Source organism: Sphingopyxis sp. MWB1 (genome assembly GCF_000763945.1).
Lineage (GTDB): Bacteria > Pseudomonadota > Alphaproteobacteria > Sphingomonadales > Sphingomonadaceae > Sphingopyxis.
Map to the genome: position 1 here is coordinate 714,702 of NZ_JQFJ01000002.1, position 24,340 is coordinate 739,041.

General features: G+C 63.5%; 24 protein-coding genes. 18 read left to right on the top strand and 6 right to left on the bottom strand.

Features of this window, described 5'->3' with window-relative positions; all coding sequences use genetic code 11:
• Positions 1-132: 132 nt before the first annotated feature.
• The 4 genes from gatB to JV18_RS0104295 all read right to left on the bottom strand — a co-directional run bounded on the left by gatB (position 133) and on the right by JV18_RS0104295 (position 5,241).
• Positions 133-1,599, bottom strand: a complete 1,467-nt coding sequence (gene gatB, locus JV18_RS0104280) for an Asp-tRNA(Asn)/Glu-tRNA(Gln) amidotransferase subunit GatB (RefSeq protein ID WP_033073540.1) — start codon at positions 1,597-1,599, stop codon at positions 133-135.
• A gap of 1 nt (position 1,600) precedes the next feature.
• The gene (gene gatA, locus JV18_RS0104285; protein WP_033073541.1) at positions 1,601-3,082 is read right to left on the bottom strand and encodes an Asp-tRNA(Asn)/Glu-tRNA(Gln) amidotransferase subunit GatA; all 1,482 of its coding nucleotides are present in this window, start codon (positions 3,080-3,082) and stop codon (positions 1,601-1,603) included.
• Positions 3,082-3,384: an Asp-tRNA(Asn)/Glu-tRNA(Gln) amidotransferase subunit GatC gene (gatC, locus tag JV18_RS0104290; protein WP_033073542.1), complete on the bottom strand. Its 303-nt coding sequence runs from the start codon at positions 3,382-3,384 to the stop codon at positions 3,082-3,084. The genes gatA and gatC overlap by 1 nt, the downstream gene beginning before the upstream one ends.
• 96 nt (positions 3,385-3,480) lie before the next feature.
• Positions 3,481-5,241 carry a DUF4153 domain-containing protein gene (locus tag JV18_RS0104295; RefSeq protein WP_235302845.1) on the bottom strand — a complete coding sequence of 587 codons (1,761 nt, stop codon included), beginning with the start codon at positions 5,239-5,241 and terminating at the stop codon, positions 3,481-3,483.
• Between the two features lie 197 nt (positions 5,242-5,438).
• Between JV18_RS0104295 and JV18_RS0104300 the strand changes: the two genes are divergently transcribed.
• The 6 genes from JV18_RS0104300 (at position 5,439) to JV18_RS0104325 (ending at position 10,730) form a co-directional block, all read left to right on the top strand.
• Entirely contained in the window at positions 5,439-6,716 is a 1,278-nt protein-coding gene (locus JV18_RS0104300) for a DUF3089 domain-containing protein (RefSeq protein ID WP_033073544.1), read from the top strand.
• 97 nt (positions 6,717-6,813) lie between these two features.
• Positions 6,814-7,275 carry a Holliday junction resolvase RuvX gene (gene ruvX, locus JV18_RS0104305; RefSeq protein ID WP_033073545.1) on the top strand — a complete coding sequence of 154 codons (462 nt, stop codon included), beginning with the start codon at positions 6,814-6,816 and terminating at the stop codon, positions 7,273-7,275.
• 9 nt (positions 7,276-7,284) lie between these two features.
• A complete protein-coding gene (locus tag JV18_RS0104310) occupies positions 7,285-7,602 on the top strand; it encodes a DUF1294 domain-containing protein (protein WP_033073546.1) in 318 nt (105 codons plus the stop codon).
• Between the two features lie 13 nt (positions 7,603-7,615).
• Positions 7,616-8,611 (top strand): aspartate carbamoyltransferase catalytic subunit, encoded by a 996-nt coding sequence (locus JV18_RS0104315; protein WP_052071730.1) that lies wholly within the window; start codon positions 7,616-7,618, stop codon positions 8,609-8,611.
• On the top strand, positions 8,608-9,819 hold the full coding sequence (locus JV18_RS0104320) for a dihydroorotase (protein WP_033074940.1): 1,212 nt from the start codon (positions 8,608-8,610) through the stop codon (positions 9,817-9,819). The genes JV18_RS0104315 and JV18_RS0104320 overlap by 4 nt, the downstream gene beginning before the upstream one ends.
• Positions 9,820-10,253: 434 nt before the next feature.
• A complete protein-coding gene (locus JV18_RS0104325) occupies positions 10,254-10,730 on the top strand; it encodes a hypothetical protein (protein ID WP_033073547.1) in 477 nt (158 codons plus the stop codon).
• Positions 10,731-11,067: 337 nt separating this feature from the next.
• Here the strand turns inward: JV18_RS0104325 and JV18_RS0104330 are convergent, their stop codons facing one another.
• Both JV18_RS0104330 and serB read right to left on the bottom strand, forming a co-directional pair.
• Positions 11,068-11,637 carry a septal ring lytic transglycosylase RlpA family protein gene (locus JV18_RS0104330; RefSeq protein ID WP_052071731.1) on the bottom strand — a complete coding sequence of 190 codons (570 nt, stop codon included), beginning with the start codon at positions 11,635-11,637 and terminating at the stop codon, positions 11,068-11,070.
• 4 nt (positions 11,638-11,641) lie between these two features.
• On the bottom strand, positions 11,642-12,526 hold the full coding sequence (gene serB, locus JV18_RS0104335; protein ID WP_033073548.1) for a phosphoserine phosphatase SerB: 885 nt from the start codon (positions 12,524-12,526) through the stop codon (positions 11,642-11,644).
• A 40-nt stretch (positions 12,527-12,566) separates the two neighbouring features.
• Here serB and miaA point away from each other — a divergent pair, with 40 nt between their 5' ends.
• The 12 genes from miaA to leuA all read left to right on the top strand — a co-directional run bounded on the left by miaA (position 12,567) and on the right by leuA (position 24,285).
• Positions 12,567-13,484, top strand: coding sequence for a tRNA (adenosine(37)-N6)-dimethylallyltransferase MiaA (gene miaA, locus JV18_RS0104340; protein WP_235302847.1), 918 nt, complete (start codon positions 12,567-12,569; stop codon positions 13,482-13,484).
• An 85-nt stretch (positions 13,485-13,569) separates the two neighbouring features.
• Entirely contained in the window at positions 13,570-15,324 is a 1,755-nt protein-coding gene (locus tag JV18_RS0104345) for an acetolactate synthase 3 large subunit (RefSeq protein WP_033073550.1), read from the top strand.
• 5 nt (positions 15,325-15,329) lie between these two features.
• Positions 15,330-15,845: an acetolactate synthase small subunit gene (gene ilvN / locus JV18_RS0104350; protein ID WP_033073551.1), complete on the top strand. Its 516-nt coding sequence runs from the start codon at positions 15,330-15,332 to the stop codon at positions 15,843-15,845.
• A 107-nt stretch (positions 15,846-15,952) separates the two neighbouring features.
• Entirely contained in the window at positions 15,953-16,993 is a 1,041-nt protein-coding gene (gene ilvC / locus JV18_RS0104355) for a ketol-acid reductoisomerase (RefSeq protein WP_033073552.1), read from the top strand.
• Between the two features lie 84 nt (positions 16,994-17,077).
• The gene (locus JV18_RS0104360) at positions 17,078-18,208 is read left to right on the top strand and encodes an 8-amino-7-oxononanoate synthase (RefSeq protein ID WP_033073553.1); all 1,131 of its coding nucleotides are present in this window, start codon (positions 17,078-17,080) and stop codon (positions 18,206-18,208) included.
• Positions 18,205-18,819 carry a dethiobiotin synthase gene (gene bioD, locus JV18_RS0104365; protein WP_033073554.1) on the top strand — a complete coding sequence of 205 codons (615 nt, stop codon included), beginning with the start codon at positions 18,205-18,207 and terminating at the stop codon, positions 18,817-18,819. Before JV18_RS0104360 ends, bioD begins: the two co-directional genes overlap by 4 nt.
• 5 nt (positions 18,820-18,824) lie before the next feature.
• Positions 18,825-20,081 carry an adenosylmethionine--8-amino-7-oxononanoate transaminase gene (locus JV18_RS0104370; RefSeq protein WP_033073555.1) on the top strand — a complete coding sequence of 419 codons (1,257 nt, stop codon included), beginning with the start codon at positions 18,825-18,827 and terminating at the stop codon, positions 20,079-20,081.
• Between the two features lie 81 nt (positions 20,082-20,162).
• Entirely contained in the window at positions 20,163-20,582 is a 420-nt protein-coding gene (locus JV18_RS0104375) for a hypothetical protein (protein ID WP_033073556.1), read from the top strand.
• A gap of 54 nt (positions 20,583-20,636) precedes the next feature.
• Positions 20,637-21,284, top strand: a complete 648-nt coding sequence (locus JV18_RS0104380; RefSeq protein ID WP_033073557.1) for a YceI family protein — start codon at positions 20,637-20,639, stop codon at positions 21,282-21,284.
• 53 nt (positions 21,285-21,337) lie between these two features.
• On the top strand, positions 21,338-21,856 hold the full coding sequence (locus JV18_RS14600) for a rhodanese-like domain-containing protein (protein WP_052071732.1): 519 nt from the start codon (positions 21,338-21,340) through the stop codon (positions 21,854-21,856).
• 107 nt (positions 21,857-21,963) lie between these two features.
• Positions 21,964-22,338, top strand: a complete 375-nt coding sequence (locus JV18_RS0104390) for a hypothetical protein (RefSeq protein WP_033073558.1) — start codon at positions 21,964-21,966, stop codon at positions 22,336-22,338.
• Positions 22,339-22,620: 282 nt separating this feature from the next.
• Positions 22,621-24,285: a 2-isopropylmalate synthase gene (gene leuA / locus JV18_RS0104395; RefSeq protein ID WP_081944677.1), complete on the top strand. Its 1,665-nt coding sequence runs from the start codon at positions 22,621-22,623 to the stop codon at positions 24,283-24,285.
• Positions 24,286-24,340: the final 55 nt, after the last annotated feature.

The window sequence follows — 24,340 nt, forward strand, 5'->3', positions numbered from 1 at the left end:
CGATTTCGCGGGAGGCGGAGCGACGTCGGCTATTCCACCGGTCGCCGCGCTGTTTCGCGAAGATGCTGGACCCCGGGTCGAGCCCGGGGTGACGATGGGAGGGGGTCCGGGGGTGCGGCCCCTCCGGCGCCTTTAGCCCAGTACCTTTTTCAGCAGTTCGTTGACGATCTTTGGATTGGCCTTGCCCTGCATCGCCTTCATCGTCTGACCGACGAAGAAGCCGAACAAGGCTTCCTTGCCGCCCTTATATTGTTCGACCTTGTCGGCATTGGCGGCGAGAACCTTGGCGATTTCGGCTTCGATGGCGCCGGTGTCGCTCGTCTGCTTGAGGCCCTTGTCCTCGACGATCTTCGCAGGCGCGTCGCCGGTTTCGAGCATGATCTCGAACACCTGTTTCGCGATGCTGCCCGAAATCGTCCCGTCGGCGACAAGGCCGAGCAGCTCGGCGGCCTCGGCGGGACTGACGGGCGAATCCTCGATGCTCTTGCCGAGGCGGTTGAGCGCGCCGAACAGCTCGCTCGTCACCCAGTTTGCCGCCGCCTTGGGCTCGGCGCCCGTTTCGAGCAGCGCGTCGAACCAGCGGGCATTCTCGACCTCGGCGGTCAGAACATCGGCATTATAGGCCGAAATCCCGGCCGCTTCATACCGCGCGCGCTTTGCGTCGGGCAGCTCGGGCAGGCTCGCGCGGCATTCGTCGAGGAAAGCATCGTCGAGTTCGAGCGGCAGCAGGTCGGGGTCGGGGAAATAGCGATAGTCGTGCGCGTCTTCCTTTGACCGCATCGTCCGCGTCGTCCCGCTGTCGGGGTTGAACAGCCGCGTTTCCTGCACCACCGCGCCGCCGCTTTCGATCAGTTCGACCTGCCGCTGCGCTTCATATTCGATCGCCTGCATCACAAAGCGCACCGAATTGACGTTCTTCGTCTCGGTCCGCGTGCCGAACGGGTCGCCGGGCTTGCGCACGCTGACGTTGACGTCGGCGCGCATCGAGCCTTCTTCCATATTGCCGTCGCACGAGCCGACATAGCGCAGGATCGCGCGCAGCTTGCGAAGATAGGCCCCCGCCTCGGCGGGCGAGCGCATGTCGGGTTTCGACACGATTTCCATCAGCGCGACGCCCGAGCGGTTCAAATCGACGAAGCTCATCGTCGGATGCTGGTCGTGCATCAGCTTGCCGGCGTCCTGCTCGACATGGATACGCTCGATACCGATCATCTTGCCGGCGGGGATGCCCGCCTTTTCGTCGGCCTCGATATGCAGCGAACCTTCGCCGACAAGCGGATGGTAAAGCTGCGAAATCTGATAGCCCTGCGGCAGGTCGGCGTAGAAATAATTCTTGCGGTCGAACCGCGACCATTTGTTGATCTGCGCCTCGATCGCCATGCCGGTGCGCACCGCCTGGCGGATGCACTCGCGGTTCGGGACGGGGAGCATGCCGGGCATCGCGGCATCGACCAGCGACACCTGCGAGTTCGGCTCGGCGCCGAACGCCGTCGCGGCGCCCGAGAACAGCTTGGCGTTGGAGGTAACCTGCGCATGGACCTCAAGGCCGATCACGACCTCCCACTCGCCGGTTTCGCCCTTGATGCGATAATCGCTCATCTTACCACCACTTCTCGGCGCGCGCGTTGAAACCCGCGCGCTCTTCAATTGCCAGCCCGGCGTTGAGCACGCCCTGCTCGTCGAACGCCTTGCCGATGATCTGGAGGCCCAGCGGCAGCCCTTCGCGGTTGAGCGCCGCGGGAACCGACATCGCGGGCAGCCCCGCGAGGCTCGCGGGCACCGCGAACACGTCGTTGAGGTACATCGCCAGCGGGTCGGCCATCTTTTCGCCCAGCCCGAACGCCGCCGACGGCGCGGTCGGCGCGAGGATCACGTCGCACGAGGCAAAGGCCTGCTCGAAATCGCGCGCGATCAGCGTCCGCACCTTTTGCGCCTGCGTGTAGTAGGCGTCATAGAAACCGGCGGACAGGACATAGGTGCCGATCATGATGCGGCGCTTGACCTCCGGCCCGAAGCCCTCGGCGCGCGTCGCTGCGTACATGTCCTGCAATCCCGCACCCTGCGGCAGGTCGCGCAGCCCGTACCGCACCCCGTCATAACGCGCGAGGTTCGACGAGGCTTCGGCGGGCGCGATGATATAATAAGCCGGCAGCGCATATTGGGTGTGCGGCAGGCTGATCTCGACGACCTCGGCGCCCGCATCCTTCAGCATCGCGATGCCGGCATCCCACATCGCGTCGATGTCGGGATCGATGCCGTCGAGGCGATATTCCTTCGGAATACCGACCGTCTTGCCCTTCAAATCGCTCGACAAGGCGGCTTCCCAATCGGGCACCGGCAGGTTCAGGCTCGTCGCATCCTTGGGATCAAAGCCCGCCATATTCTCGAGCATGATCGCGCAGTCGCGCACGTCGCGCGCCATCGGCCCCGCCTGGTCGAGCGAGCTGGCGAACGCCACGATGCCCCAGCGCGAGCAGCGGCCATAGGTCGGCTTGATACCCGAAATGCCGGTGAAGGCCGCGGGCTGGCGGATCGAGCCGCCGGTGTCGGTGCCCGTCGCCGCGGGGCACAGCCGCGCCGCGATCGCCGCCGACGAACCGCCCGACGAACCGCCGGGTGCGAGCGCCGCATCCCCGCCATCATTGCGCCGCCAGGGCGAGATGACATTGCCGAAATAGCTCGTCTCGTTCGACGACCCCATCGCGAACTGGTCGAGGTTCAGCTTGCCGAGCATGCCCGCGCCCGCGTCCCACAATTTTTGCGAAACCGTCGATTCATAACGCGGCACGAAACCTTCGAGCATGTGGCTCGCGGCGGTCGTCTGGACGCCGTTCGTGCAGAACAGGTCCTTCATCCCGATGGGGACGCCCGACAGCGGCTTCAGCGTGCCCGCCGCGCGGTCGGCGTCGGCCGCCTTCGCCGCCTCGATCGCAAGCTCGGGCGTTTCGACGATAAAGGCGTTGAGCGCCTTCGCCGCCGCGACATTCGCGTTGAACGCCTCGGCGACCTCGACAGCGCTGAAATCACCCGCGCGGTGGCCGTCGCGGATCTGTGCGACGGTAAGGTTGGTCAGGTCGGTCATTATTCGATCACCTTGGGAACGCCAAAAAAGCCGTGCTGCGGCTCGGGCGCATTGGCGAGCACATCGTCGCGGCGCCCCCCGCCGGTCAGCGGATCGGCGTCGACGACATCGTCGCGCAGCCGCAGCTTGTTCGGGATCACCGCGGTCATCGGCTCGACGCCGCTCACGTCGACTTCGCCGAGTTGCTCGACCCAGCCCAGGATATTGTTGAGCTCGCCTTCGAGCCCGGCGGCCTCGTCATCGCTGATCGCGATGCGCGCCAGCGAGGCGATTTTCTTTACCGTTGCCTGATCAATCGTCATTCTATTCTGCCTTTGCGGGAGACGCTGCGCCGCTAGCACCCTGCCCCGCGCGCATCAAGCGTGGGCGCATGGAATAGGGTTCCAGGGGCGATATTCTTACTCGAAGGTACCGGGCTCGGCCGCCCCATCGACCAGCAGGCGCCGGCGTTCCACCGTTTCAAGGCGAATGCTGGCGGTCGACAGGTCCGGCGGCGCATTTTCCGCACGCGGAGCCGCGCGCGCGCCGACGTTCCATTGTCCGTCCGCCCGGCGCGTCACCATATCGGACTGGATCGCGGCGCCGGGCTTTTCCTGCCCCAGCACATAGAAGCGGTCTTCATCGAGCCAATAGGCGACACAATGCGCCGCCCGCGCGCACATATAGCTTTCGGCAATCCGGTCCCGCGCGGCATCGGGCAAGCTGCGGCCTTCGGGCAAGACGCGCAGCCGCTGTTCCAGCGGTACAGGCGGGGTGAGCCCGCCCGGTTCCCCAAGCCGGTAGCGATCGGTCGCAGCCAGCGCCGCCTTGGCCGCGTTGGCGCGCAGCTTGTCGGGTGATTTGGCGAGGGCGGCGAGCGCCGCGCGTCCTTCGGGACCGAAGTCGAATGCCATCGCTGCCCAGTCAAACTTTTCGGTGGGTACGGTCCCCGCTTGAAGCCGCGCAAGCTGGTCGCGCGTGGAGATGGCGCCGAAATCAACGAATGGCAGGGCCAGGAACAGCGCAAGCAGCATCAAGCCAATTGCCAGCCGCTGCTGAAGCGGGCGCAATATTTCCGCGAAGCGCCAGCGCCCCATCGCGACCGCCCACAGCCCCGCAATCCCGTAAGCGAGCGCAATAGCAACGGCGATCGCGCCCCAGATACGCTCGGGCGTCCAGCCATATTGGACGATGCGCGCCTGCATCGACACCGCCGCAATTGTCGCAAGCGGCAACACCGCCAGAGCGAGCAGCGCCGCAGCGCCGCGCATCACCCGGTTCGCCGAGCCTTCCTCCTCCCCATCGCCAATGACGGCATTGGCAAGCAACACGGCGAAGGCGGCAGCGGCGAGCATCAGCGCGGCAGTCGAAAAGCCCGAATTCCATAATCCGGTGAGACCGGTCACCGTCAACGACAAGAGGAACAGCGCCAGCGCCGCCGCAAAAACCGGTGCCAGTACCGCCAGCACGATCATGACCAGCCGCTGCAAAGTCGCCACCAGCCGGTCGCGCTCGCGAAGCAAGCCGAAGGCCCCGCCGAAGGCCGCACCGGCGAGCATCCAGCCAAACCATTGGTCATTGAGGAGATCGAAAATCAGATGGATCCCGATCAGTTTGAACATCTGTCCAATGAGCATGGTGAGCAGAAAGGTCACGCCGACAAAGGCAAGGCTCGCGGCGCCAAGGACCGCGTCGGCCCAGGCGTGGCTGTGGAGGCGCTGATAGGGCAGCTTCCCCAATGTCCAGAAGCGCCAGTGAGGCGCGACATCCCGCCACGTCTGGAACAGCGGGGTTGCCACAAGCACCGCGAGCATCCCCGACCAGAAGGGCCATTCGATCGGCGTGCCCTGCAGATTATAGCCCGCCCTCTGCCACGCGATCAGCCCCATGATGAGGCCCCACAGCGCCGCAAAGCCGAACGCCCAGCGCCAGCGCCGCTGCTCGACACCAAGCACGAACACGATCGTCGCGACCGCCACCGCGGTCGCGAGCGCGGCCCGCCAATCGGCGAGCCGTTCGGGATGTTGATGATCGATCAGCAAGTGAAACAGCAGCCCCGCAGCGGCGCATAGCGCTGCCATGATCCACGGCCGCATCGGCCAGGGCGCGTCCTGGTCATCGAGGCGCGCCGAGGCGGCGCGGGACGAATCGGCGGCGGGGGATGCAGCAATGTGGGTCATGCGCCACATCTGGGCTTGTTTCGATGCACGGAGCAAGCCAAATGCACAGGCTTGACGGGAACCAACGCCCGCCTCCGTTCGTGTCGAGCGAAGTCGAGATATTCTTCGTGCCGGCCATGGTGGAGGAGCATCTCGACTTCGCTCGATGCGAGCGGTTAAGCTACAGACTATTCTTGGCGTCCTGATGGAGCTGTTATTTGGCCCGAAAATTCCTCTACCTGATCGCCGCCATCATTCTCCTGATCCTTGCGGCGGGTATCGTCTATCAGCTTTTTCCCGGCTGGATCGCCCGCGTCGCCTTTGTCCCCAGCGCCGAATATGAGCAGCAGGTCGCGCCCGCGCCCAACGCCTATGACGATCCCGCCATGTGGTTTGCGCGTCCGGGCATGGAAGAAAATCCCGCGCACTGGCGGCCCGAAGCGAGCAAGGAAGAGGCCGACCGCAAGGCCGCGCCCGACAGCGCCGAGGCGCAGAGCGGCGACCAGATGCTGCCGACGGCGAGCGAAGTGAACATTGAAGGACAAGTGGCTCCTGCCCAGGGCAATGCCGCCGTCTTTTTCGTTCACCCGACAAGCTATTACAGCAAGTCGAGCTGGAACGCCCCGCTGAGCGACCGCGATTCCGATCATCGCGCCAATTTGTTCGTGCGCGGCATGGCGAGCGCCTTTGACGATGCGGGCGAAGTCTGGGCGCCGCGCTATCGCCAAGCGACGCTGGGCGCCTTTCTGGCAACCGACCGGGTAACCGCGGGCAAGGCGATCGATTCGGCCTATCGCGATGTCGAACAGGCGTTCGACGCCTTTCTGGCGGCGCAGCCCAGGAACAAGCCGATCATCCTCGCGGGCCACAGCCAGGGCGCGCTGCACCTCACCACCCTGCTCCGCACCCGCATCGCGGGAACGCCGCTCGCCAAGCGGATCGCTGCCGCCTACATCATCGGCTGGCCCATCAGCGTCGAAACCGATCTCGATGCGCTGGGCTTGCCCGCCTGTGAAACGCCAGAGCAGAAGGGCTGCATCCTGAGCTGGGCGAGCTTTGCCGAACCCGCCAATCCCACCATGGTCGATGAGGCCTATGACGGCACGGTCGGCTTTGACGGGCGCCCCCGCGCCGGCACGCCGATGCTTTGTTCCAATCCGCTGACCGGAACGCGCGACGTGACCGCTCCGGCCGAGGCGAATATCGGCACGCTCGTCCCCACCGAGGGTTTCAAGGGCGGATATCTGGCGGCCGGAAAAATTGGCGCGGCGTGCGATGCCGAGCGCGGCTATCTGATGATCGGCGACGGGAATGTCGCCAAAAATTTCGTTGTCGCGGGCTATGTACTGCCGGGCAATAATTTCCACGTCTATGACATCACCCTTTTCTGGGCCAATGTCCGCGCCGATGCGCTGCGGCGGCTGGCGACATTTGAGGGCAAGCCTTCGCCGGTGCCGCCGCCTGTGGCTGCGCCGGTCGAAACGCCGACGTCCTGACGTCCGTTCGTGTCGAGCGAAGTAGAGACACCGGGCGTGGGAGGGATACCGATGGGCATCTCGACTTCGCTCGATGCGAACGGGTAGAGGATAAGCCATGATCACCGCCGCTGCCCCCGATTTTGCCGCCGCGCTTCCCCATGGCGGACGCCTCGCGGGGCTGGATGTCGGGACCAAGACGATTGGCGTCGCGCTATGCGATGCCGGCTGGAGCTTTGCGACCCCCGACAAGACGATCATCCGCAAGAAATTCGCCGCCGACCTTGTCGCCCTGAAAGAATTGGTCGCGGCGCAGGGCGTCGCGGGGCTGGTTGTCGGGTTGCCGCTCAACATGGATGGCAGCGACAGCCCGCGCACCCAATCGGTTCGCGCCTTTGCCCGCAATCTGGCGCCGCTTTCGTTGCCGCTGCTGCTCTGGGACGAACGCTGGTCGACCGCCGCGGTCGAGCGAGCGATGATCGCCGCCGATGTCAGCCGCGCCAAGCGCGCCGAGCGGGTCGACAGCGCCGCCGCCGCCTTCATCCTGCAAGGCGCAATCGACGCCCTCGCCCGCCTGTAAGTCACCGCATTGGCGCCCCCTCTCCTTTTGTGGCTGGGACTGGTCAACGGGCTTTGCTTTGCGCTGATGCTCATCGACAAATATCGCGCCCGGTCGGGCGGTCGGCGCATTTCCGAAATCACGCTGCTCGGCTGGGCCTTGCTGGGCGGCGCCATGGGCGCGGCGGCGGCGGCGCATCTGGTGCGCCACAAGACACGCAAACAGCCCTTTGCCGCGCGTCTGCGCTTTCTGCTGTGGGCCGAGATCATCCTTCTGACGCTGTGGGCCGCCGCCCATGTCGTGCCGCATGTTGCAGCGCCTCTTGCGGAAATGGCCGAGGAAGCATAGAGGCTCGGCTTTAATGACAAGCGCAACCACCCGACCCGTCAGCGACTATCCGCCCGGCGGAGACGCCTTTCCGCACCGCCATCTGATCGGCATTGCCCAGATGACGCCGTGGGAGATCAGCTATATTCTCGATGCCGCCGAGCATTGGGTCGAAATGAACCGCGCGGGCGCGTCGAAACATGATGATGCGCTGTCGGGCCTGACCATCATCAACGCCTTTTTCGAAAATTCGACGCGCACTTTGCTGTCGTTCGAGATTGCGGGGAAAAGGCTGGGCGCCGATGTCGTCAACATGCACGCCGCGCAGTCGAGCGTGAAGAAGGGCGAAACGCTGATCGATACGGCGATGACGCTGAATGCCATGCGCGCCGATGCGATTGTGATCCGCCATTCGGCGTCGGGCGCAGTGCAGCTGATCGCCGACAAGGTCGATTGCCCGGTGCTCAATGCCGGGGATGGACGGCACGAACATCCGACGCAGGCGCTGCTCGATGCGCTGACGATCCGCCAGCGCAAGGGGCGGGTCGAGGGGCTGACCATCGCCATTTGCGGCGACGTGCTGCACAGCCGCGTCGCGCGGTCCAATATTCTGGCGCTGACCCTGCTGGGCAATGAAGTGCGGATCGTCGCGCCGCCGACGCTGATCCCGCCCGCGATGGAGCGGATGCACGTCGAGGTCTTTACCGACATGGACGAAGGGCTGAAAAATGCCGATGTCGTGATGATGCTGCGCCTTCAGAATGAGCGTATGGACGGCGCTTATCTGCCGTCGGCGCGCGAATATCATGCGCTGTACGGACTGACGCCTGTGCGGCTGGAGAAAGCAAAGCCCGACGCCATCGTCATGCACCCGGGGCCGATGAATCGCGGGGTCGAAATCGACAGCAGCATTGCCGATGATCCCGCGCGCTCGACCATCACCCAGCAGGTGGAAATGGGGGTCGCAGTGCGGATGGCCTGCCTCGACATATTGACCCGCCGCACGCGAAAGGTGCCGGGATGGGCATGAGCATGTTCCTGATCGAAAATGCCCGGCTGCTCGGCGGCGACACGGGCAGCTTGCTGGTGCGGGACGGCGTGATTGCGGCCATTGACGCGGGCGAGGCTCCGGCGGACGCCGAACGGATCGACGCGCGCGGCAAATGGCTGGCGCCGGGCCTGATCGACATGGGCGTCTTTGCGACCGACAAGCCCGCCTTTCACTTTGGCGGGATCACCCGCGCCGCGCTGATGCCCGATGGCAGCCATCCGCTCGATCATCCCGGCATGGTCGAACGCGCGGCAAAGGGCGGCAAGCCCGACCTGTGGGTCCATCCCATTGCCGCCGCCACCAAGGGCCTCGCAGGCAAGGAAATGGCCGAAATCGGCCTGATGAAAGCGTCGGGCGCGCGCGCGGTGGCGACGGGGCGGACGCGGATCGCCGACGCAGGCAGCATGCGCCGCGTTCTGGCCTATTCGGCGGCGCTGGGGCTGACCACCATCGCCCATGCCGAGGATGAAGGACTAACCGCGGGCGCGGTTGCGACCGATGGCGAAATGGCGACGCGGCTGGGGCTTGCCTCCGCCCCTGCCATTGCCGAAGCCATGGCGATTGCCCGCGATCTGGCGCTGGCCGAAGAGACGGGCGCACCGATCCATTTCCGGCAAGTAACAACCGCGCGCGGGCTGGACCTGGTTCGCGCCGCCAAGGCCAAGGGAATCGCCGTCACCTGCGGCATTACCCCCGCCCATCTGTTCTTGTCGGATACCGCTATCGGCGATTTCCGGACCTTTGCGCGCCTGTCGCCGCCGCTGCGCAGCGAGGACGACCGGAAGGCGTGCCTTGCCGCCATCGCCGATGGCACCATCGACATATTGGCATCGGGCCATGATCCGCGCGGCCCCGAAGACAAGCGCCTGCCCTTTGCCGAGGCACAGCCGGGCATGGCGGGGGCCGAGACGCTGCTCGCGCTGGGCCTGCAACTGGTCCGCGACGGGCATGTCACGGCAGAGCGGCTGTTCGACCTGCTCGCGCGCACGCCCGCCCGCTTGCTGGGGGTCGAGGCCGGGGGGCTGGAGCCGGGGATGGAGGCCGACCTTATCCTGATCGACGAGGGCGCGCCCTGGCAAGTCGATGCCAAGAAAATGGCCGCCTGGGCGGGCAACACCCCTTTTGATGGCATGCCGATGCAGGGGCGCGTGACCGCCATGTGGAAGGGCGGGCAGCGGATTCGTTAGGGCGATTTGCGGGCGTCGGCGTTGGAGAATCCACCGCCTGTTCTTGAAAAGCGAGAGCGCGCGCAACGAGTTTGGGCCCGACCAGATTTCCTGGAGAAATGATTCGCGCAGAGGCGCAGAGATCGCAGAGATACAGTGCCTTCTTCTGCCGTCCGCGCGTTACGCCCGGTCTTTGCGAGCGCCCCGGACCAAAGCGATTTCTCGCTGGCGGTCGTGCGAGAAGGCCCGCTGGGGATTGCTTCCTCCGGCTGCGCCGGACTCGCAATGACGGCTTGTAATAGGGAGAAGCATTAGGTCGCGTGGACAAATTCCAGCCATCGCGAACGTCCGCACTTGGGGCCGTCGGACCGACCACCGAATGACTGGAAGTGGGTGGAAAGCGGACGAAGCGAGAGGGTTTAATTGTCATCAGCAGCAAAGCGTTTCATAGTCGCTTGGTGAAAGCTATCTTCTTCCTACCTGTGCTGCTATCTCTCGGTTGCGAGCAACCTGAACCTGCTATTTCGGATGATGAATTTATCGCGTTCCGGGAATCCCATCCGGGCATGGTCCAAGCCTGTCTAGACGAGGTTCGCTTTGGTGGTTTCATCGAGTGGCGCCCTGATGACCCTGACTGCTATGAGATGCTCCCAGCACAGCGGTGGAGTGGGCTTTGGGAACATGGGTGGGAATGGACTAACTTCTGTCCTGATCCAGCAGATACTTGCGATTGGATGGCTAAGCGCGGCATTTGGCTTGAGTTTGCGGATAACGTAGAATTTGATGACAACCTACGTGATGGTATCCATCGCATCGAGTTTGTCGGGAGACGAACCAAGGTGCCTGGAAACTTCGGCCACACCGCCAGCTACAATCACCTCATGATCGTTGACCAGATTATCTCGCTCGAACCCGTCAACGTCCAGCGATAACCCGCATCCTTAGCTGGCGCATTTGAACGTCCGTTTTCGGGTCGTCTCCGGAAAGGCAGCTTTTGGGTCAGAAATTGCGGAGATCTGCCCTGCCGAGTGGCTAGCAATTTGTCCATGCAACCTAGGCCCCGAGCTTTTCCGGTTCGCGCGGAGACGCGGAGGCGCGGAGGGGCTTGCCGCAAAGGGGCATTCTTTTCCTGATATTGCGTCTGACGTGATGGTGCAGGAATAATGGGCCTTTCGGCCCGGCTCCATATCTCCGCGTCTCCGTGCGAACCGAAATTCTCTGCGCTCTCTGCGCGAATCTTCAGAGCCTCACGTAAGGGAAAGGGCCCGCCTAACCGCCCAAGCGCTCGCGTAATGCCTGAAGTTCGCCCTCCGATATCAGCGGCAGGCGCCGTGCGGGTTTGCCTTCGCGCAGGCGCTGGCGGTCCTTTTCATCGGGCTCGACCCGGCGGACGCGGACCGGGGCGTGGCCTTGCGCGCGAATGCCCAATTCTTCCGCCGCGCCTTTTGACAGGTCGATGATCCGCCCGCGCCCCGCAAAGGGGCCGCGATCATTGACGCGCACGAGGATGCGGCGCCCCGTGTCGAGCGCCGTCACCTCGACATAAGTGGGTAGCGGCAGGGTCGTATGCGCCGCGGTGATCCAGTCGGGGCGGAATTTCTCGCCATTGGCGGTCTGGTTGCCGCTTTCGCTGCCATACCAGCTGGCATAGCCCACTGCATCATAGCGCGGTGCGGCGGCCGGCGTGTAAGTGACACCGCGTATCTGATAGGGCTTGCCGATCTTGACAGGCACATCGGATACGCCGCGATATTTAGGGCCGCCCGCACAGGCGGCAAGCGTTGCGACCAGCGCCCCCGCAAGCGCCACCCGACCCCGCACGACCGCGCCCCCTGGCATCGCCTTATCCCAATACCCAGTCGCGCCGCGCATAGCCTTGTGCCCAGAGCAGTGCGGTCAGATCATGGTGGCGGATGGCAGCATCAGCCGCCGCGGCAGCGGCAGGGTGCGGATGATAGGCGATGCCGAGGCCCGCCGAGGTGATCATCGGAATGTCATTCGCGCCATCGCCGACCGCCAGCGTCTCGGCGAGCGAAATATGCAAGGCCTCGGCCTCGGCCTTCAGTGTCGCCAGCTTCGCATCCGCATCAACCACAGGTTCGATCACTTTGCCGCTGAGTTTGCCGTCCACAATCTCCAGTTCATTGGCGATCATGCGGTCAAAGCCGATGGCATCGCCGATGGGCCCCGCAAAGGACATAAAGCCCCCCGACACCAGCACCGCACGCGCGCCCTTGGATTTCATGGTCTGGATCAGCGTTCGGGCACCCGGCGTCAGCTCGACCCGCTCGCGGCGGCATTCCTCGACAAAGGAAGCGGCCATCCCGCCCAGCAGGCCCACCCGCTCAGCAAGCGCCGCGCGAAAGTCTAGTTCCCCCTTCATCGCGCGTTCGGTTATTGCGGCAATCTGCGGCTTGAGACCGGCGTAATCGGCCAGTTCGTCGATGCATTCACAGCGGATCATTGTCGAATCCATATCCGCAATGATCAGCTTTTTGGCCCGGTCTCCTTGCGGCTGGATCACAATGTCGAGCGTTGGATGATCAATGTGAGCCAGTTCCTTCCGCGCGCTGACCAGACTGCCCTGAAAATAAATGTCCGCGGCATCATGCTCGTCGATCCAGTGCGGCGCGCCGACATCATGTCCGGTCGACGCCAACCGGTCGATTGCTTCGCGAACCACCTCGTCGGTCAGCTTTCCGGCTGCTATCAGCGTGACGACGAACATGGCATATACTCCTTTTCCTAAGGCCGAACGGCCTCCCCTCATGCTTATTGCCGGGCCCACCGCCAGCGGCAAGAGCGCGCTCGCGGTCGCTTTGGCCCAGCAACTGGGCCGGGCGCAAGTCATCAACGCCGATGCAAGCCAGGTTTATCGCGACCTGGCGATATTGTCGGCCCGCCCCAGCGCGGACGAAATGGCGGGCGTGCCGCACCGGCTGTTTGGCCATATCGACGCCAGCGAAGCATGCAATGCCGCGCGCTGGGCAGGCGATGCACGCCGCGCGCTCGCCCGCGCGTGGGAGGATGAGGAGGTGCCGATCCTCGTCGGCGGCACCGGCCTTTATCTGCGCACGCTGCTGTTCGGCATCGCCCCCATTCCCGAAATTGATCCCGATATTCGCGAGGCGGTGCGGGCGATGAATGTGGGCGACGCCCATGTCGCGCTGGCCAAGGCCGACCCCGCCGCCGCCGCGCGCCTTGCTCCCGCCGATCGCACCCGCATCGCGCGCGCGCTGGAGGTGGTCCGCTCAACCGGACGCACCCTTGCCGACTGGCAGGAGGCGCGCGAAGGCGGAATCGCCGATGACGTCGCCCTTTCCCCGCTGATCCTGCTGCCGCCCCGCGACTGGCTGCGCGAACGCTGTGACCAGCGGCTGGTCCAGATGTTCGACGGCGGAGCCATCGATGAGGTCGCCGCGCTGCTGGACCGGAAGCTCGACCCCGTTCTTCCCGCAATGCGCGCCATCGGCGTGCCCCAGATCGCCGCCTATCTGGCGGGCGATATCAGCCGCGAGGAAGCGCTGGCCCGCGCGCAGGCGGCGACCCGTCAATATGCCAAACGCCAGTTCACTTGGTTCCGACACCAGCTCCCAGCGGAATGGGATCGCCACGAAATGATATTATCAGTCGATTGCATGGATAAATTAGTAATAATATTACATGATAAGTTATTGACAGGATAGATTCATACACCTATTCCCCCCGGCTCTGTTGCAATGCACAAGCTCCCTCGCGGGGCTGCGTGCAAATTTTGAAAGGAGCAAGACGGTGAAGGAAATGAGTGGTGCCGACATGGTGGTTCAAGCGCTGGTCGACCTGGGGGTCGATACAGTCTTTGGCTATCCGGGCGGCGCGGTCCTTCCCATCTATGACGCGCTCTTTAACCACCCGACAATCAAGCATATTCTGGTTCGCCACGAACAGGCCGCGACCCATGCGGCAGAAGGCTATGCCCGCTCAACCGGCAAGCCCGGCGTGGTGCTCGTTACCTCGGGCCCCGGCGCGACCAATGCCGTCACCGGCATCACCGATGCGCTGCTCGATTCGATTCCCATGGTTGTCCTCACGGGGCAGGTTCCGACGAATCTGATCGGTACCGATGCGTTTCAGGAATGCGACACGGTCGGAATCACGCGCCACTGTACCAAGCATAATTATCTGGTGATGGACCCCGACCGGCTGGGGTCGGTGATCCATGAGGCTTTTTATATCGCCACTCATGGCCGCCCCGGCCCGGTGGTGATCGACATTCCCAAAAATGTGCAGGTCGCCACGGGCAGCTATGCGATGCCCGAGAAAATTGACCATCAAAGCTATCGTCCCCAGATTGAGCCCGATGCGGAAGCGATCGCGGCGGCCATTGCCCTGATGGCGAAGGCCGAACGCCCGGTTTTCTATACCGGCGGCGGGGTAATCAATGCCGGTCCCGATGCGAGCGCGGCGCTCCGCCAGCTTGTCGCGCTCACCGGTGCGCCGATCACCTCGACGCTGATGGGCCTTGGCGCCTTTCCTTCGGACGATGACAAATGGCTCGGCATGCTGGGGATGCACGGCACGTATGAAGCCAATATGGCGATGAACCGCGCCGATCTGATCATCGCGGTCGGCGCGCGCTTCGATGACCGGGTGACCGGCCGCCTTGATGCCTTCGCGCCCGAAGCCAAGAAGATTCATATCGATATCGACCGCAGCTCGATCAACAAGATCGTCCGGGCCGATATCGCGATTTTGGCCGATGCCGGTCGCGCGCTCGATGCGCTGATCGCTGCCTGGCAAGACCAGGGGCACAAGGCGCGCGACCTTGGTGAATGGTGGCGGCGCGTGGACGGATGGCGCGCGACGCGCAGCCTCGATTTTCCTGAAAAGCAGGAAGCCAGCGCTGACATCATGCCGCAGCGCGCAATTAAGGCGCTGTTCGATGCTACGCGGGGCCGCGATCCGATCATCACCACCGAGGTCGGCCAGCATCAAATGTGGGCGGCGCAGCATTTTGGCTTTTCGGCGCCCAACCGCTGGCTGACGTCAGGCGGGCTGGGCACGATGGGCTATGGCTTTCCGGCCGCCGTCGGCGCGCAGATCGCGCACCCGGACCGGCTGGTCATCTGCGTCGCGGGCGAAGCCAGCCTCCAGATGAATATTCAGGAAATGGGCACGGTCAGCCAATATCGCCTGCCGGTCAAAATCTTCATCCTCAACAATGAATGGATGGGGATGGTGCGCCAGTGGCAGGAGTTGACCTATGAAAGCCGCTATTCGAACAGCTATTCGGACAGCCTGCCCGATTTTGTGAAGCTCGCCGATGCCTACGGATGGACGGGCCTTCGTATCGATACGCTGGGCGAGCTGGAAGATGGCATCAGGACGATGATCGACACGCCGGGTCCGGTGATCGTCGATTGCCGCGTCGCCAAGCTGGCCAATTGTTTCCCGATGATCCCTTCGGGCGCGGCCCATACCGATATGATCCTGCAACCAAGCGACGTCACCGGCACGATGGACGACGAAGCAAAAGCGCTGGTTTAATTTTCATGAAAATCACCACTACTCAGGGCGAGCGCCATGTGCTCGCCGTCACTGTCGATAATCAGGCGGGCGTGCTCGCAAAGATCACCGGCCTGTTCACCGCGCGCGGCTATAATATTGAAAGCCTGACGGTCGCCGATATCACTGCCGACCATGCCTTGTCGCGCATCACCATCGTTACTTCGGGGCCGCCGCCGGTGATCGACCAGATCATCGCGCAGCTTGAAAGGCTGGTGCCCGTCCACAAGGTCGTCGACCTCACGGACGAAGGCGCGCATGTCGAGCGCGAGATTGCGCTGGTCAAGGTTGCGGGCACGGGCGACAAGCGCATCGAAGCGCTACGTATGGCCGATGTGTTTCGCGCCAAGGTGGTCGACACCACCCTCACCAGCTTCATTTTCGAAATCACCGGGTCGAGCGACAAGATCGACCGCTTCGTCGCCCTGATGCGCGAATGCGGGCTGGTCGAAGTCGGGCGCACCGGCGTCGTCGCCATCGCTCGCGGGGCGGAGGCGCTTTAGAGTTTCAACAGGAATGAAGGTCCAACCTTCGTCACCCCGGACCTGATCCGGGGTCCATGGATGCCGGGCCAACTCCGGCATGACGAATGAAAATAAGGGAAGAAGATATGCAGGTTTATTATGATCGCGACACCGACCAGGATCTGATCAAGGGAAAAAAGGTCGCCATCCTCGGTTATGGCAGCCAGGGCCATGCTCATGCGCAAAATCTGCGCGACAGCGGCGTGAAGGACATTGCCATCGCCCTCCGCCCCGGCTCGCCGACGGCTAAAAAGGCCGAAGAAGCCGGCTTCAAGGTTTTGCCGAACAAGGAAGCCGCAGCCTGGGCTGATGTGATCATGATCGCCGCCCCCGACGAGCATCAGGCGAAAATCTATTATGACGACCTCGCCGACAATCTGAAGCCCGGCGCAGCGCTGGCCTTTGCCCATGGTCTCAACATTCATTTCGGCCTGATCGACGCGCGGCCTGATATCGATATTTTCATGGTCGCGCCCAAGGGTCCCGGCCACACGGTGCGCAGCGAGTATCAAAAGGGCGGCGGCGTCCCCTGCCTGATCGCGGTCGCGCAGGAAGCGCAAGGGTCGGCGGCGAGTGGCAACGGCTATGCCAAGGCGCTCGCCCTCTCCTACGCCTCGGCCGTCGGCGGCGGGCGCAGCGGCATCATCGAAACGACCTTCAAGGAAGAGTGCGAAACCGACCTCTTCGGCGAACAGGCGGTGCTCTGCGGCGGCATCACCCACCTCATCCAGGCGGGTTTCGAAACCTTGGTCGAAGCGGGATACGCCCCCGAAATGGCCTATTTCGAGTGCCTCCACGAAACCAAGCTGATCGTCGACCTTCTTTATGAAGGCGGCATTGCGAACATGCGCTATTCCATCTCGAACACCGCCGAATATGGCGACATCAAGACCGGCCCGCGCATCATCACCGAAGAAACCAAGGCTGAAATGAAGCGCGTGCTTCAGGACATTCAGTCGGGCCGCTTCGTCAAGGATTTCGTCCTCGACAACCAGGCAGGTCAGCCCGAACTGAAGGCGAGCCGCAAGGCCGCTGCCGCCCACCCGATCGAGCAGACCGGCGAAAAGCTGCGCGCGATGATGCCGTGGATCGCCAAGAACAAGCTGGTCGACAAGGCAAAGAACTGACCCATAGCGACGAAGCAATCCAGACTGTGATAAGCCGCGCTGGATTGCTTCGTTCCGCTCGCAAGGGCGAGTATAGGATAGTTGATGCCCCCCTTTGCCCCCCACCGCGCCGACCTTGCCGCGCTGGACGCCGATGATCGGCGCCGCGCGCTGGCGCCGCGCGAGGGGCTGGATTTTGCATCGAATGATTATCTGGGCCTTGCGGACAGCGAGGCGCTGCGCGCCGCGCTCGCCGAAGGCATGGCGCGCGGCCTTCCCGCCGGGTCGGGCGGATCGCGCCTGCTGCGCGGCAATCATGAGGCGCATGAAGCGCTCGAGGTTTTTGCCGCGCGTCATTATGGAAGCGAGGCGGCGCTCTTTTTTCCCACGGGATTTGCCGCCAATGCCGCGCTCTTTGCTACGCTTCCCCAGCGCGGCGATTTGGTGATCCACGATGCGCTGATCCACGCGAGCGCGCATGACGGGATGAAGCTGGGCCGCGCGGGGCGCATCGATGCGCGGCACAATGATCCGCAAAGCTTTGACGATATCATCGCGCGCTGGCGGCGGGGCGGCGGGACCGGCACGCCCTGGATCGCGGTGGAAAGCCTTTATTCGATGGATGGCGACCGGGCGCCGCTCGCCGATCTGGCGGCAGTCGCCGAGCGGCATGACGCGATTCTGGTGGTCGATGAAGCCCATGCGACGGGGGTTTATGGCCCCAATGGCCAGGGGTTGGCGCATGCGCTGGCGGGGCGGGGTAACATTGTCACCCTGCACACATGCGGCAAGGCATTGGGCTGTGAAGGCGCGCTGATCTGCGGCCCGCAGATTGTGCGCGATTTTCTGATCAATCGCGGGCGCCCCTTCATCTTTTCGACCGCGCCCTCCCCGCTGATGGCGTGGCTCGTGCGCCACGCACTGGAACTCATCGCGAACGAGCCCGAGCGTGCCGCGCGGCTGCATCAACTGGTGGGTCATGCCGAAAAGCGCCTCGCCGCGATGGGGCTTGGCGCCAGCGGATCGCAAATCCTGCCTATTCCCATCGGCGACAATGGACGCACGATGCGCGTGGCTGCGGCCTTGCAGCGGGCCGGGTTCGACATTCGCGGCATTCGCCCGCCGACGGTGCCCGAGGGCAGCGCCCGGCTGCGCATTGCCATCACCCTGCACGTCGATGAAATGGGGATCGATCGGATGACCGACAGCCTCGCCGCCGCTATGGCGGGAGCATGACTCGCAGATTCATTGTTACCGGAACCGATACCGGCATCGGCAAAACCATCTTCTCCGCCGCGCTCGCAGGCGCGCTCTCGCTGCCTTATTGGAAGCCGGTCCAGTCGGGGCTGGAAGAGGAAAGCGACAGTGAAATCGTCGCGCGGCTTGGCCGCGTGCCCGTCCATCCCGAAGCCTGGCGGCTCGTCACCCCCGCCTCCCCCCATATCGCCGCCGAAATAGACGGCGTGACCATCGACGCGGACGCCCTGACGCCGCCGGAAGGCGATCTGCTGATCGAAGGGGCGGGCGGCGCGCTGGTTCCGGTGACGCGCACGGTGCTTTATGCCGATATTTTCGCGCGCTGGCAGATACCGGTGATCATCTGCGCGCGCACCGCGCTTGGCACCATCAACCACGGCCTGTTGACGATCGAGGCGCTGCGTGCGCGCGAGGTGCCGATCCATGGTGTCGCCTTCATCGGCGATGCAGTGGAAGATAGCGAGGCGATTATCTGTGAACTGGGCGGGGTCAAGCGACTGGGGCGTTTGCCGATCCTCGATCCGCTGACGCCTGAAACGCTGGGCCAGGCGTTCGCCGCCAATTTCAACCTTGCCGATTTCGGCAGGTGACAAGCATGGGCAACTCCCCCTCCCCCGTCTGGCATCCCTTTACCCAGCATGGTCTGGGGGAGCCGATTCCGCTGATCGACCGCGCCGAGGGCGCGCGGCTTTATGATCGCGAGGGGAATAGCTGGATCGATGCCATTTCAAGCTGGTGGGTTACCACCCATGGCCACGCGCACCCGCGCATCATGGCGGCGATCCGCGCGCAAAGCGAAAAGCTGGATCAGCTGATCTTTGCAGGTTGGACGCATGAGCCCGCCGAACGGCTTGCCGCCGAACTGGTCCGCATCACGCCCAATCCGCTGACCCGCGTCTTTTTCTCCGATTCTGGTTCGACCAGCGTCGAAGTAGCGCTCAAGATGGCGCTCGGTTATTTCGCCAACATCGGCGAAGAGCGGCACCGCATCCTCGTCCTCGAACACAGCTATCATGGCGACACCATCGGCGCCATGTCGGTGGGCGAGCGCGGCGTGTTCAACCGCCCGTATCAACCGCTTCTTTTCAACGTCGGCACCATCCCCTTCCCGCAGGAAGGACAGGAGCAGCAAACGCTCGACGCGCTCGAAGCTGCCTGCGCTGAAAAGCCCGCCGCCTTCATCGTCGAACCGCTCATTCTCGGTGCGGGCGGGATGCTCATCTATCCCGCCTGGGTGCTCGCCGAAATGCGCGCCATTTGCGCGCGCCACGGCGTGCTGTTCATCGCTGATGAAGTGATGACCGGCTGGGGCAGGACGGGCACGATGTTCGCTTGCGATCAAGCAGGGATCATCCCCGACATCATGTGCCTGTCCAAGGGGCTCACCGGCGGCGCGATCCCGCTCGCGGTGACATTGTGCATCGAACCGATTTTCGCAGCGCATTTGTCGGAGGATCGTGCGCGGCTTTTCTATCATTCGTCGAGCTATACGGCGAACCCGATCGCCTGTGCCGCCGCCAATGCCAATCTGGAGATATGGCGCGACGAACCGGTGCAACAACGCATCGACACGCTCGCCGATGCACAGGGGGCGCATCTCGCCATGCTGACCCATGATCCGCGTGTCGCCAATGCCCGGCGTATCGGTACCATCACCGCGGTTGATATCGTGGCGCCCGATGGCGGCTATCTCTCGGGCCTCGCCCCGCGCCTTGCCGCCTTTTATCGCGAACGCGGCGCGCTCATCCGACCGCTGGGTAACAGCGTCTATCTGATGCCCCCTTATTGCACCACCGCCGCCGATCTCGCCCATCTCTGGCATGTAATTAAGGAGTCCCTCGATAGACTTTGATCTATGCCCTGACAGCGCCGATGACGAAGCGGTGGTTCGGCCTATGTTCATCTCCTGCCTCTATGCCAAGACCATGATGATATGCGGGCACTCATGATATTCAGCCGCCGCGCCTTGCCGGTAATGGCTGCCTTTTGCCTGTCTCCCGCCGCATGGGCGCAGGCCGATCTGGCCCAATCGGCGGAGCCTCCGCAGAAAATGTCGATCTTGATCACTTTCGGCGACGACCCCTGTCCCGAAGCCGAGGGTGATGAGATTGTCGTCTGCGCGCAGCAACCCGAATCCGAACGCTATCGCGTCCCTGCCCCGTTGCGCGAGGAGCTGAAGGATGACGCGCCCGCCGGAGGGGGCTCGTGGGCTGCAGCGGTGGAAGGTTATGACGATATAGCGCGCATAACGCGCCCCAACAGTTGTTCGCCCGTCGGCTCTTTCGGCTATACGGGTTGTAGCGCTGCGGCGCTGCGGCAATGGCATGCAGAAAGGCGCCAATCGGGCGATTGACCTGCGCCGTCCCGGCGCATAGCCTTGCGCTCTTCCTGTCAGGAGTGATGCCTCATGCGCCGCCGCCTTCCTCTTGCCGCCCTTCTCCTTTCCGCCACGCTCGCTGTCCCCCTGGTGATCGCACAGGCACCGCCGCAGGTGCCCGGCGCGCCGGACAAAGCCCGCGTCGCCGCCGGCAGCTATGCCGCCGACCCCGGCCATACGATGGTGGTGTGGGAGGTCGATCATTTCGGCTTCAGCAAATATAGCGGCATTTTCGGCGATGTGACGGGACGGCTCGTGATCGACCCCACCAATCCGGCCGCCTCAAAAGTCGATGTCGCCATTCCGGTGGCCAAGGTCACGACCGCGAGCAGCGGGCTGACCGACCATCTGCTTCGTCCCGGCAAGGATGGCGGCAAGCCCGACTTTTTCGGCGCGGCCCCAGCGGATGCCAAATTCGTCTCGACCCGGGTGCTGGTCGATAAGGATGGCGACGAGGCCAAGGTGACCGGTAATCTGACGCTGAACGGCGTGACGAAGTCGGTCACGCTCGACGTCGAATTTCACGGGGCGGGCACCAACCCCTTCAACAAAAAGGCCACGGTCGGCTTCGATGCCGAAACCACGATCCGCCGCAGCGATTTTGGCATTTCCTATGGCATTCCCATGGTCAGCGACGAAGTAGAGCTGACCATTCACGCCGCCTTTGAGAAGGAATAGCTTCGGGCCGGAATAGCTGCTGGCCGAAGCACGGCCTCGACGAAAGGATTGCCATGCGCCGGACACCCCTCCTTCTCGCCTGCGCGCTCATTGCGCTTCCCGCCGCCGCACAACCCGGCGGGGAAACGGATGCCGTCAGCACCCCGCCGCAGATTGACTATGCCGGTTTTGCCGCGCTGACCCAGGCGGTGGCGCCCTATCGGGCCGAACGCCGCCTCCCCTTTGCGCGGTTCAGGCAAGAGGTCGCACGGCCCGGCGCGCTGCTGCTCGATGCACGGTCGCGCGATGCCTTTGCGGCAGGCCATATTGCGGGCGCGGTCAACTTGCCGCTCACCGATTTCACCGCCGCGCGCCTCGCCGCCTTGATCGGGCCGGACGTGAACCGCCCCATCTATATTTACTGCAACAATAATTTTGCCAACGATGCCGAGCCCGTGCCGATGAAACGCGCGCAATTGTCGCTCAACATTCAAACCTTCATCAATCTGGTTGGCTATGGCTATCCCAATGTCTGGGAATTGGGCGAGGAAATAGACTTTACCGACCCCGCGGTCGCCTGGGTCGCGCCGTAGATCCCCAGGGACCGCCCGCCAGCGCGCGGCGCTGCACCCAATTTGTCACATCTGTCTTGTAGAGGATTCGCGAGGGCGAGGCCCCGCCCTCTGCAGGAGCGCGCGAGATGAGCGAATTGCTGCGTGACATAATCGAAGTCAGTGCCTTTATCAGCGGCGACGAGGAAGAACCCTTGCTGATCGTCGAAGTGGAAGCGCTTTCCGCCAGCGCCGGCTGGGTCAATATCCGGCTCGACCCGCATATCTATATCACCCCGCCCGAAGATGGCGTGCAGGATTTCGATCTGGTCGGCGACCGGCCTGCCGGTAACGAGACAGCGACCACGCTGGGCGATACCGATCCCGCAGCCATCGAAGCCGAGTGGGAAGGCCCGCTCGACGATTGGGTCGTTGGCGTGCGCATTCATGCGGTCAACAATATGATCGAAGACGAGATTTTTGATAGCTGGATCGAGGATGAAGAGGATGTCGAAGCCGCCTGAACGGCCTTTCCCCCTTCAGTCTTCCAGTCGATTTGCCCACCCCTGAACTACGCCGGATCGTTTCCTCTGGAACCGGTCCGGCGACATTTTCCTCCCCTCCCCCTTGCCAAGCCCGGCATAATTGGTCATGGACGCGGGCAATGACTATGCGCGGCCTTCTTCTTCTGCGACTTACACGCCCTTGGGCGTGACTTTCGGCCTGCGCGCTCTGTCGCGGGCCACGCGCTCAAGGGCCTGATCGACACGATATCCCGCAAATTATTTTCCAGAAGAAGAATATCCATGCCCATGCTCCGCGACCCCTCGACCAAATATCGAGCTTTTCCGCAGGTGCCGCTCGACCGCCGCGAATGGCCCGCGCGTACCATCACCAAAGCCCCTATCTGGCTCTCGACCGATTTGCGTGATGGCAATCAGGCGCTGATCGACCCGATGGATGCGGAGAAGAAAACCCGCTTCTTCGACCTGCTCGTCAAATGCGGGCTGAAAGAGATTGAGGTCGGCTTCCCCGCATCGGGCGCGACCGATTTCGACTATATCCAGAATCTCGTGCGCTCGGGCCGCATCCCCGACGATGTCACCCCGCAAGTGCTCACCCAGGCGCGCGCCGACCTCATCCGCACCAGCTTCGACAGTCTCGAAGGCGCAAGGACCGCTATCGTCCACCTCTATAATGCGGTCAGCCCGGCGTGGCGGCGCATCGTCTTCAATATGGAGATGCCCGAGATCAAGCAGATTGCGATCGAAGGCGCAAAACAGCTGCGCGACAATGCCGCGCGCCTGCCCGGCACCGACTGGCGTTTTGAATATAGCCCCGAAACCTTCTCCACCGCCGAACTGGATTTCAGCATCGAATGCTGCGCGGCGGTGATGGATATTCTTCAGCCGACCGCCGACAAGCCGATCATCCTCAACCTGCCCGCAACGGTCGAGGCGGCGACGCCCAACATCTATGCCGACCAGATTGAATATTTCATCAAACATCTGCCGAACCGCGAAGCCGCCCTGATCAGCCTGCACACGCATAATGATCGCGGAACGGGCGTTGCCGCGGCGGAGCTTGGCCTGCTCGCGGGTGCCGACCGGGTTGAAGGCTGTTTGTTCGGCAATGGGGAGCGCACGGGCAACACCTGTCTCGTGACCATCGCGCTCAACATGTATACGCAGGGCGTCGATCCCGAACTGGATTTCTCCGATATCGACGAGGTGATCCGGACGGTCGAATATTGCAACAATATCCCCGTTCATCCGCGCCATCCCTATGGCGGCGAGCTGGTATACACCGCCTTTTCCGGCAGCCATCAGGACGCGATCAAAAAGGGCTTTGCTGCCCGCGAGCGCCAGAATGACGAAAAATGGGAAGTGCCCTATCTTCCCATCGACCCCGCCGATCTGGGGCGCAGCTATGAAGCGGTGATCCGCGTCAACAGCCAGTCGGGCAAGGGCGGCGTCGCCTGGGTCCTCGAACAGGACAAGGGGCTGAAGCTGCCCAAGAAGATGCAGGCGAGTTTCAGCCATGTCGTGCAGGCGGTTGCCGACAGTAGCAGCCGCGAGTTGGGCGCCGAGGATATCTGGCAAGCCTTTGAACGCAGCTATCTGGCCAGCGATGGCAAGCGTTTCCAGCTTGTCGAATGGTCCGAAACCCATGCGGGTAGCGACCGGATCTTTGCCGGCAAGCTGACCGTCGATGGCAGCGAACGCAGCGTCAGCGGGCGCGGAAACGGGCTGATGTCGAGCGTGATCGCCGCATTGGCCGAAAGCGGCGGGCCCGACATGGACATCGTCGATTATAGCGAACATGCCATCGGTCATGGCAGCGATGCGCAGGCCGCCGCCTATGTCGAATGCCGCACAGCAGACGGCAAAAGCCTCTTTGGCTGCGGGCTCGATACCGATGTAGCGACGGCCAGCGTGCGCGCCATTTTGTCGGCAGCGAACGGCGCCTGATTTTTTCGGACAAGCACCGGGCCGGTCCCTTGTTATCGATCATGGCCATCCTATT

Coding starts and splice junctions, on each gene's coding strand:
- gatB (WP_033073540.1), bottom strand. CDS start 1,599: ATGAGCGATTATCGCATCAAGGGCGAAACCGGCGAGTGGGAGGTCGTG.
- gatA (WP_033073541.1), bottom strand. CDS start 3,082: ATGACCGACCTGACCAACCTTACCGTCGCACAGATCCGCGACGGCCAC.
- gatC (WP_033073542.1), bottom strand. CDS start 3,384: ATGACGATTGATCAGGCAACGGTAAAGAAAATCGCCTCGCTGGCGCGC.
- JV18_RS0104295 (WP_235302845.1), bottom strand. CDS start 5,241: ATGACCCACATTGCTGCATCCCCCGCCGCCGATTCGTCCCGCGCCGCC.
- ruvX (WP_033073545.1), top strand. CDS start 6,814: ATGATCACCGCCGCTGCCCCCGATTTTGCCGCCGCGCTTCCCCATGGC.
- JV18_RS0104315 (WP_052071730.1), top strand. CDS start 7,616: ATGACAAGCGCAACCACCCGACCCGTCAGCGACTATCCGCCCGGCGGA.
- JV18_RS0104320 (WP_033074940.1), top strand. CDS start 8,608: ATGAGCATGTTCCTGATCGAAAATGCCCGGCTGCTCGGCGGCGACACG.
- JV18_RS0104330 (WP_052071731.1), bottom strand. CDS start 11,637: ATGCCAGGGGGCGCGGTCGTGCGGGGTCGGGTGGCGCTTGCGGGGGCG.
- serB (WP_033073548.1), bottom strand. CDS start 12,526: ATGTTCGTCGTCACGCTGATAGCAGCCGGAAAGCTGACCGACGAGGTG.
- miaA (WP_235302847.1), top strand. CDS start 12,567: ATGCTTATTGCCGGGCCCACCGCCAGCGGCAAGAGCGCGCTCGCGGTC.
- ilvN (WP_033073551.1), top strand. CDS start 15,330: ATGAAAATCACCACTACTCAGGGCGAGCGCCATGTGCTCGCCGTCACT.
- ilvC (WP_033073552.1), top strand. CDS start 15,953: ATGCAGGTTTATTATGATCGCGACACCGACCAGGATCTGATCAAGGGA.
- JV18_RS0104360 (WP_033073553.1), top strand. CDS start 17,078: ATGCCCCCCTTTGCCCCCCACCGCGCCGACCTTGCCGCGCTGGACGCC.
- bioD (WP_033073554.1), top strand. CDS start 18,205: ATGACTCGCAGATTCATTGTTACCGGAACCGATACCGGCATCGGCAAA.
- JV18_RS0104370 (WP_033073555.1), top strand. CDS start 18,825: ATGGGCAACTCCCCCTCCCCCGTCTGGCATCCCTTTACCCAGCATGGT.
- JV18_RS0104375 (WP_033073556.1), top strand. CDS start 20,163: ATGCGGGCACTCATGATATTCAGCCGCCGCGCCTTGCCGGTAATGGCT.
- JV18_RS0104380 (WP_033073557.1), top strand. CDS start 20,637: ATGCGCCGCCGCCTTCCTCTTGCCGCCCTTCTCCTTTCCGCCACGCTC.
- JV18_RS14600 (WP_052071732.1), top strand. CDS start 21,338: ATGCGCCGGACACCCCTCCTTCTCGCCTGCGCGCTCATTGCGCTTCCC.
- JV18_RS0104390 (WP_033073558.1), top strand. CDS start 21,964: ATGAGCGAATTGCTGCGTGACATAATCGAAGTCAGTGCCTTTATCAGC.
- leuA (WP_081944677.1), top strand. CDS start 22,621: ATGCCCATGCTCCGCGACCCCTCGACCAAATATCGAGCTTTTCCGCAG.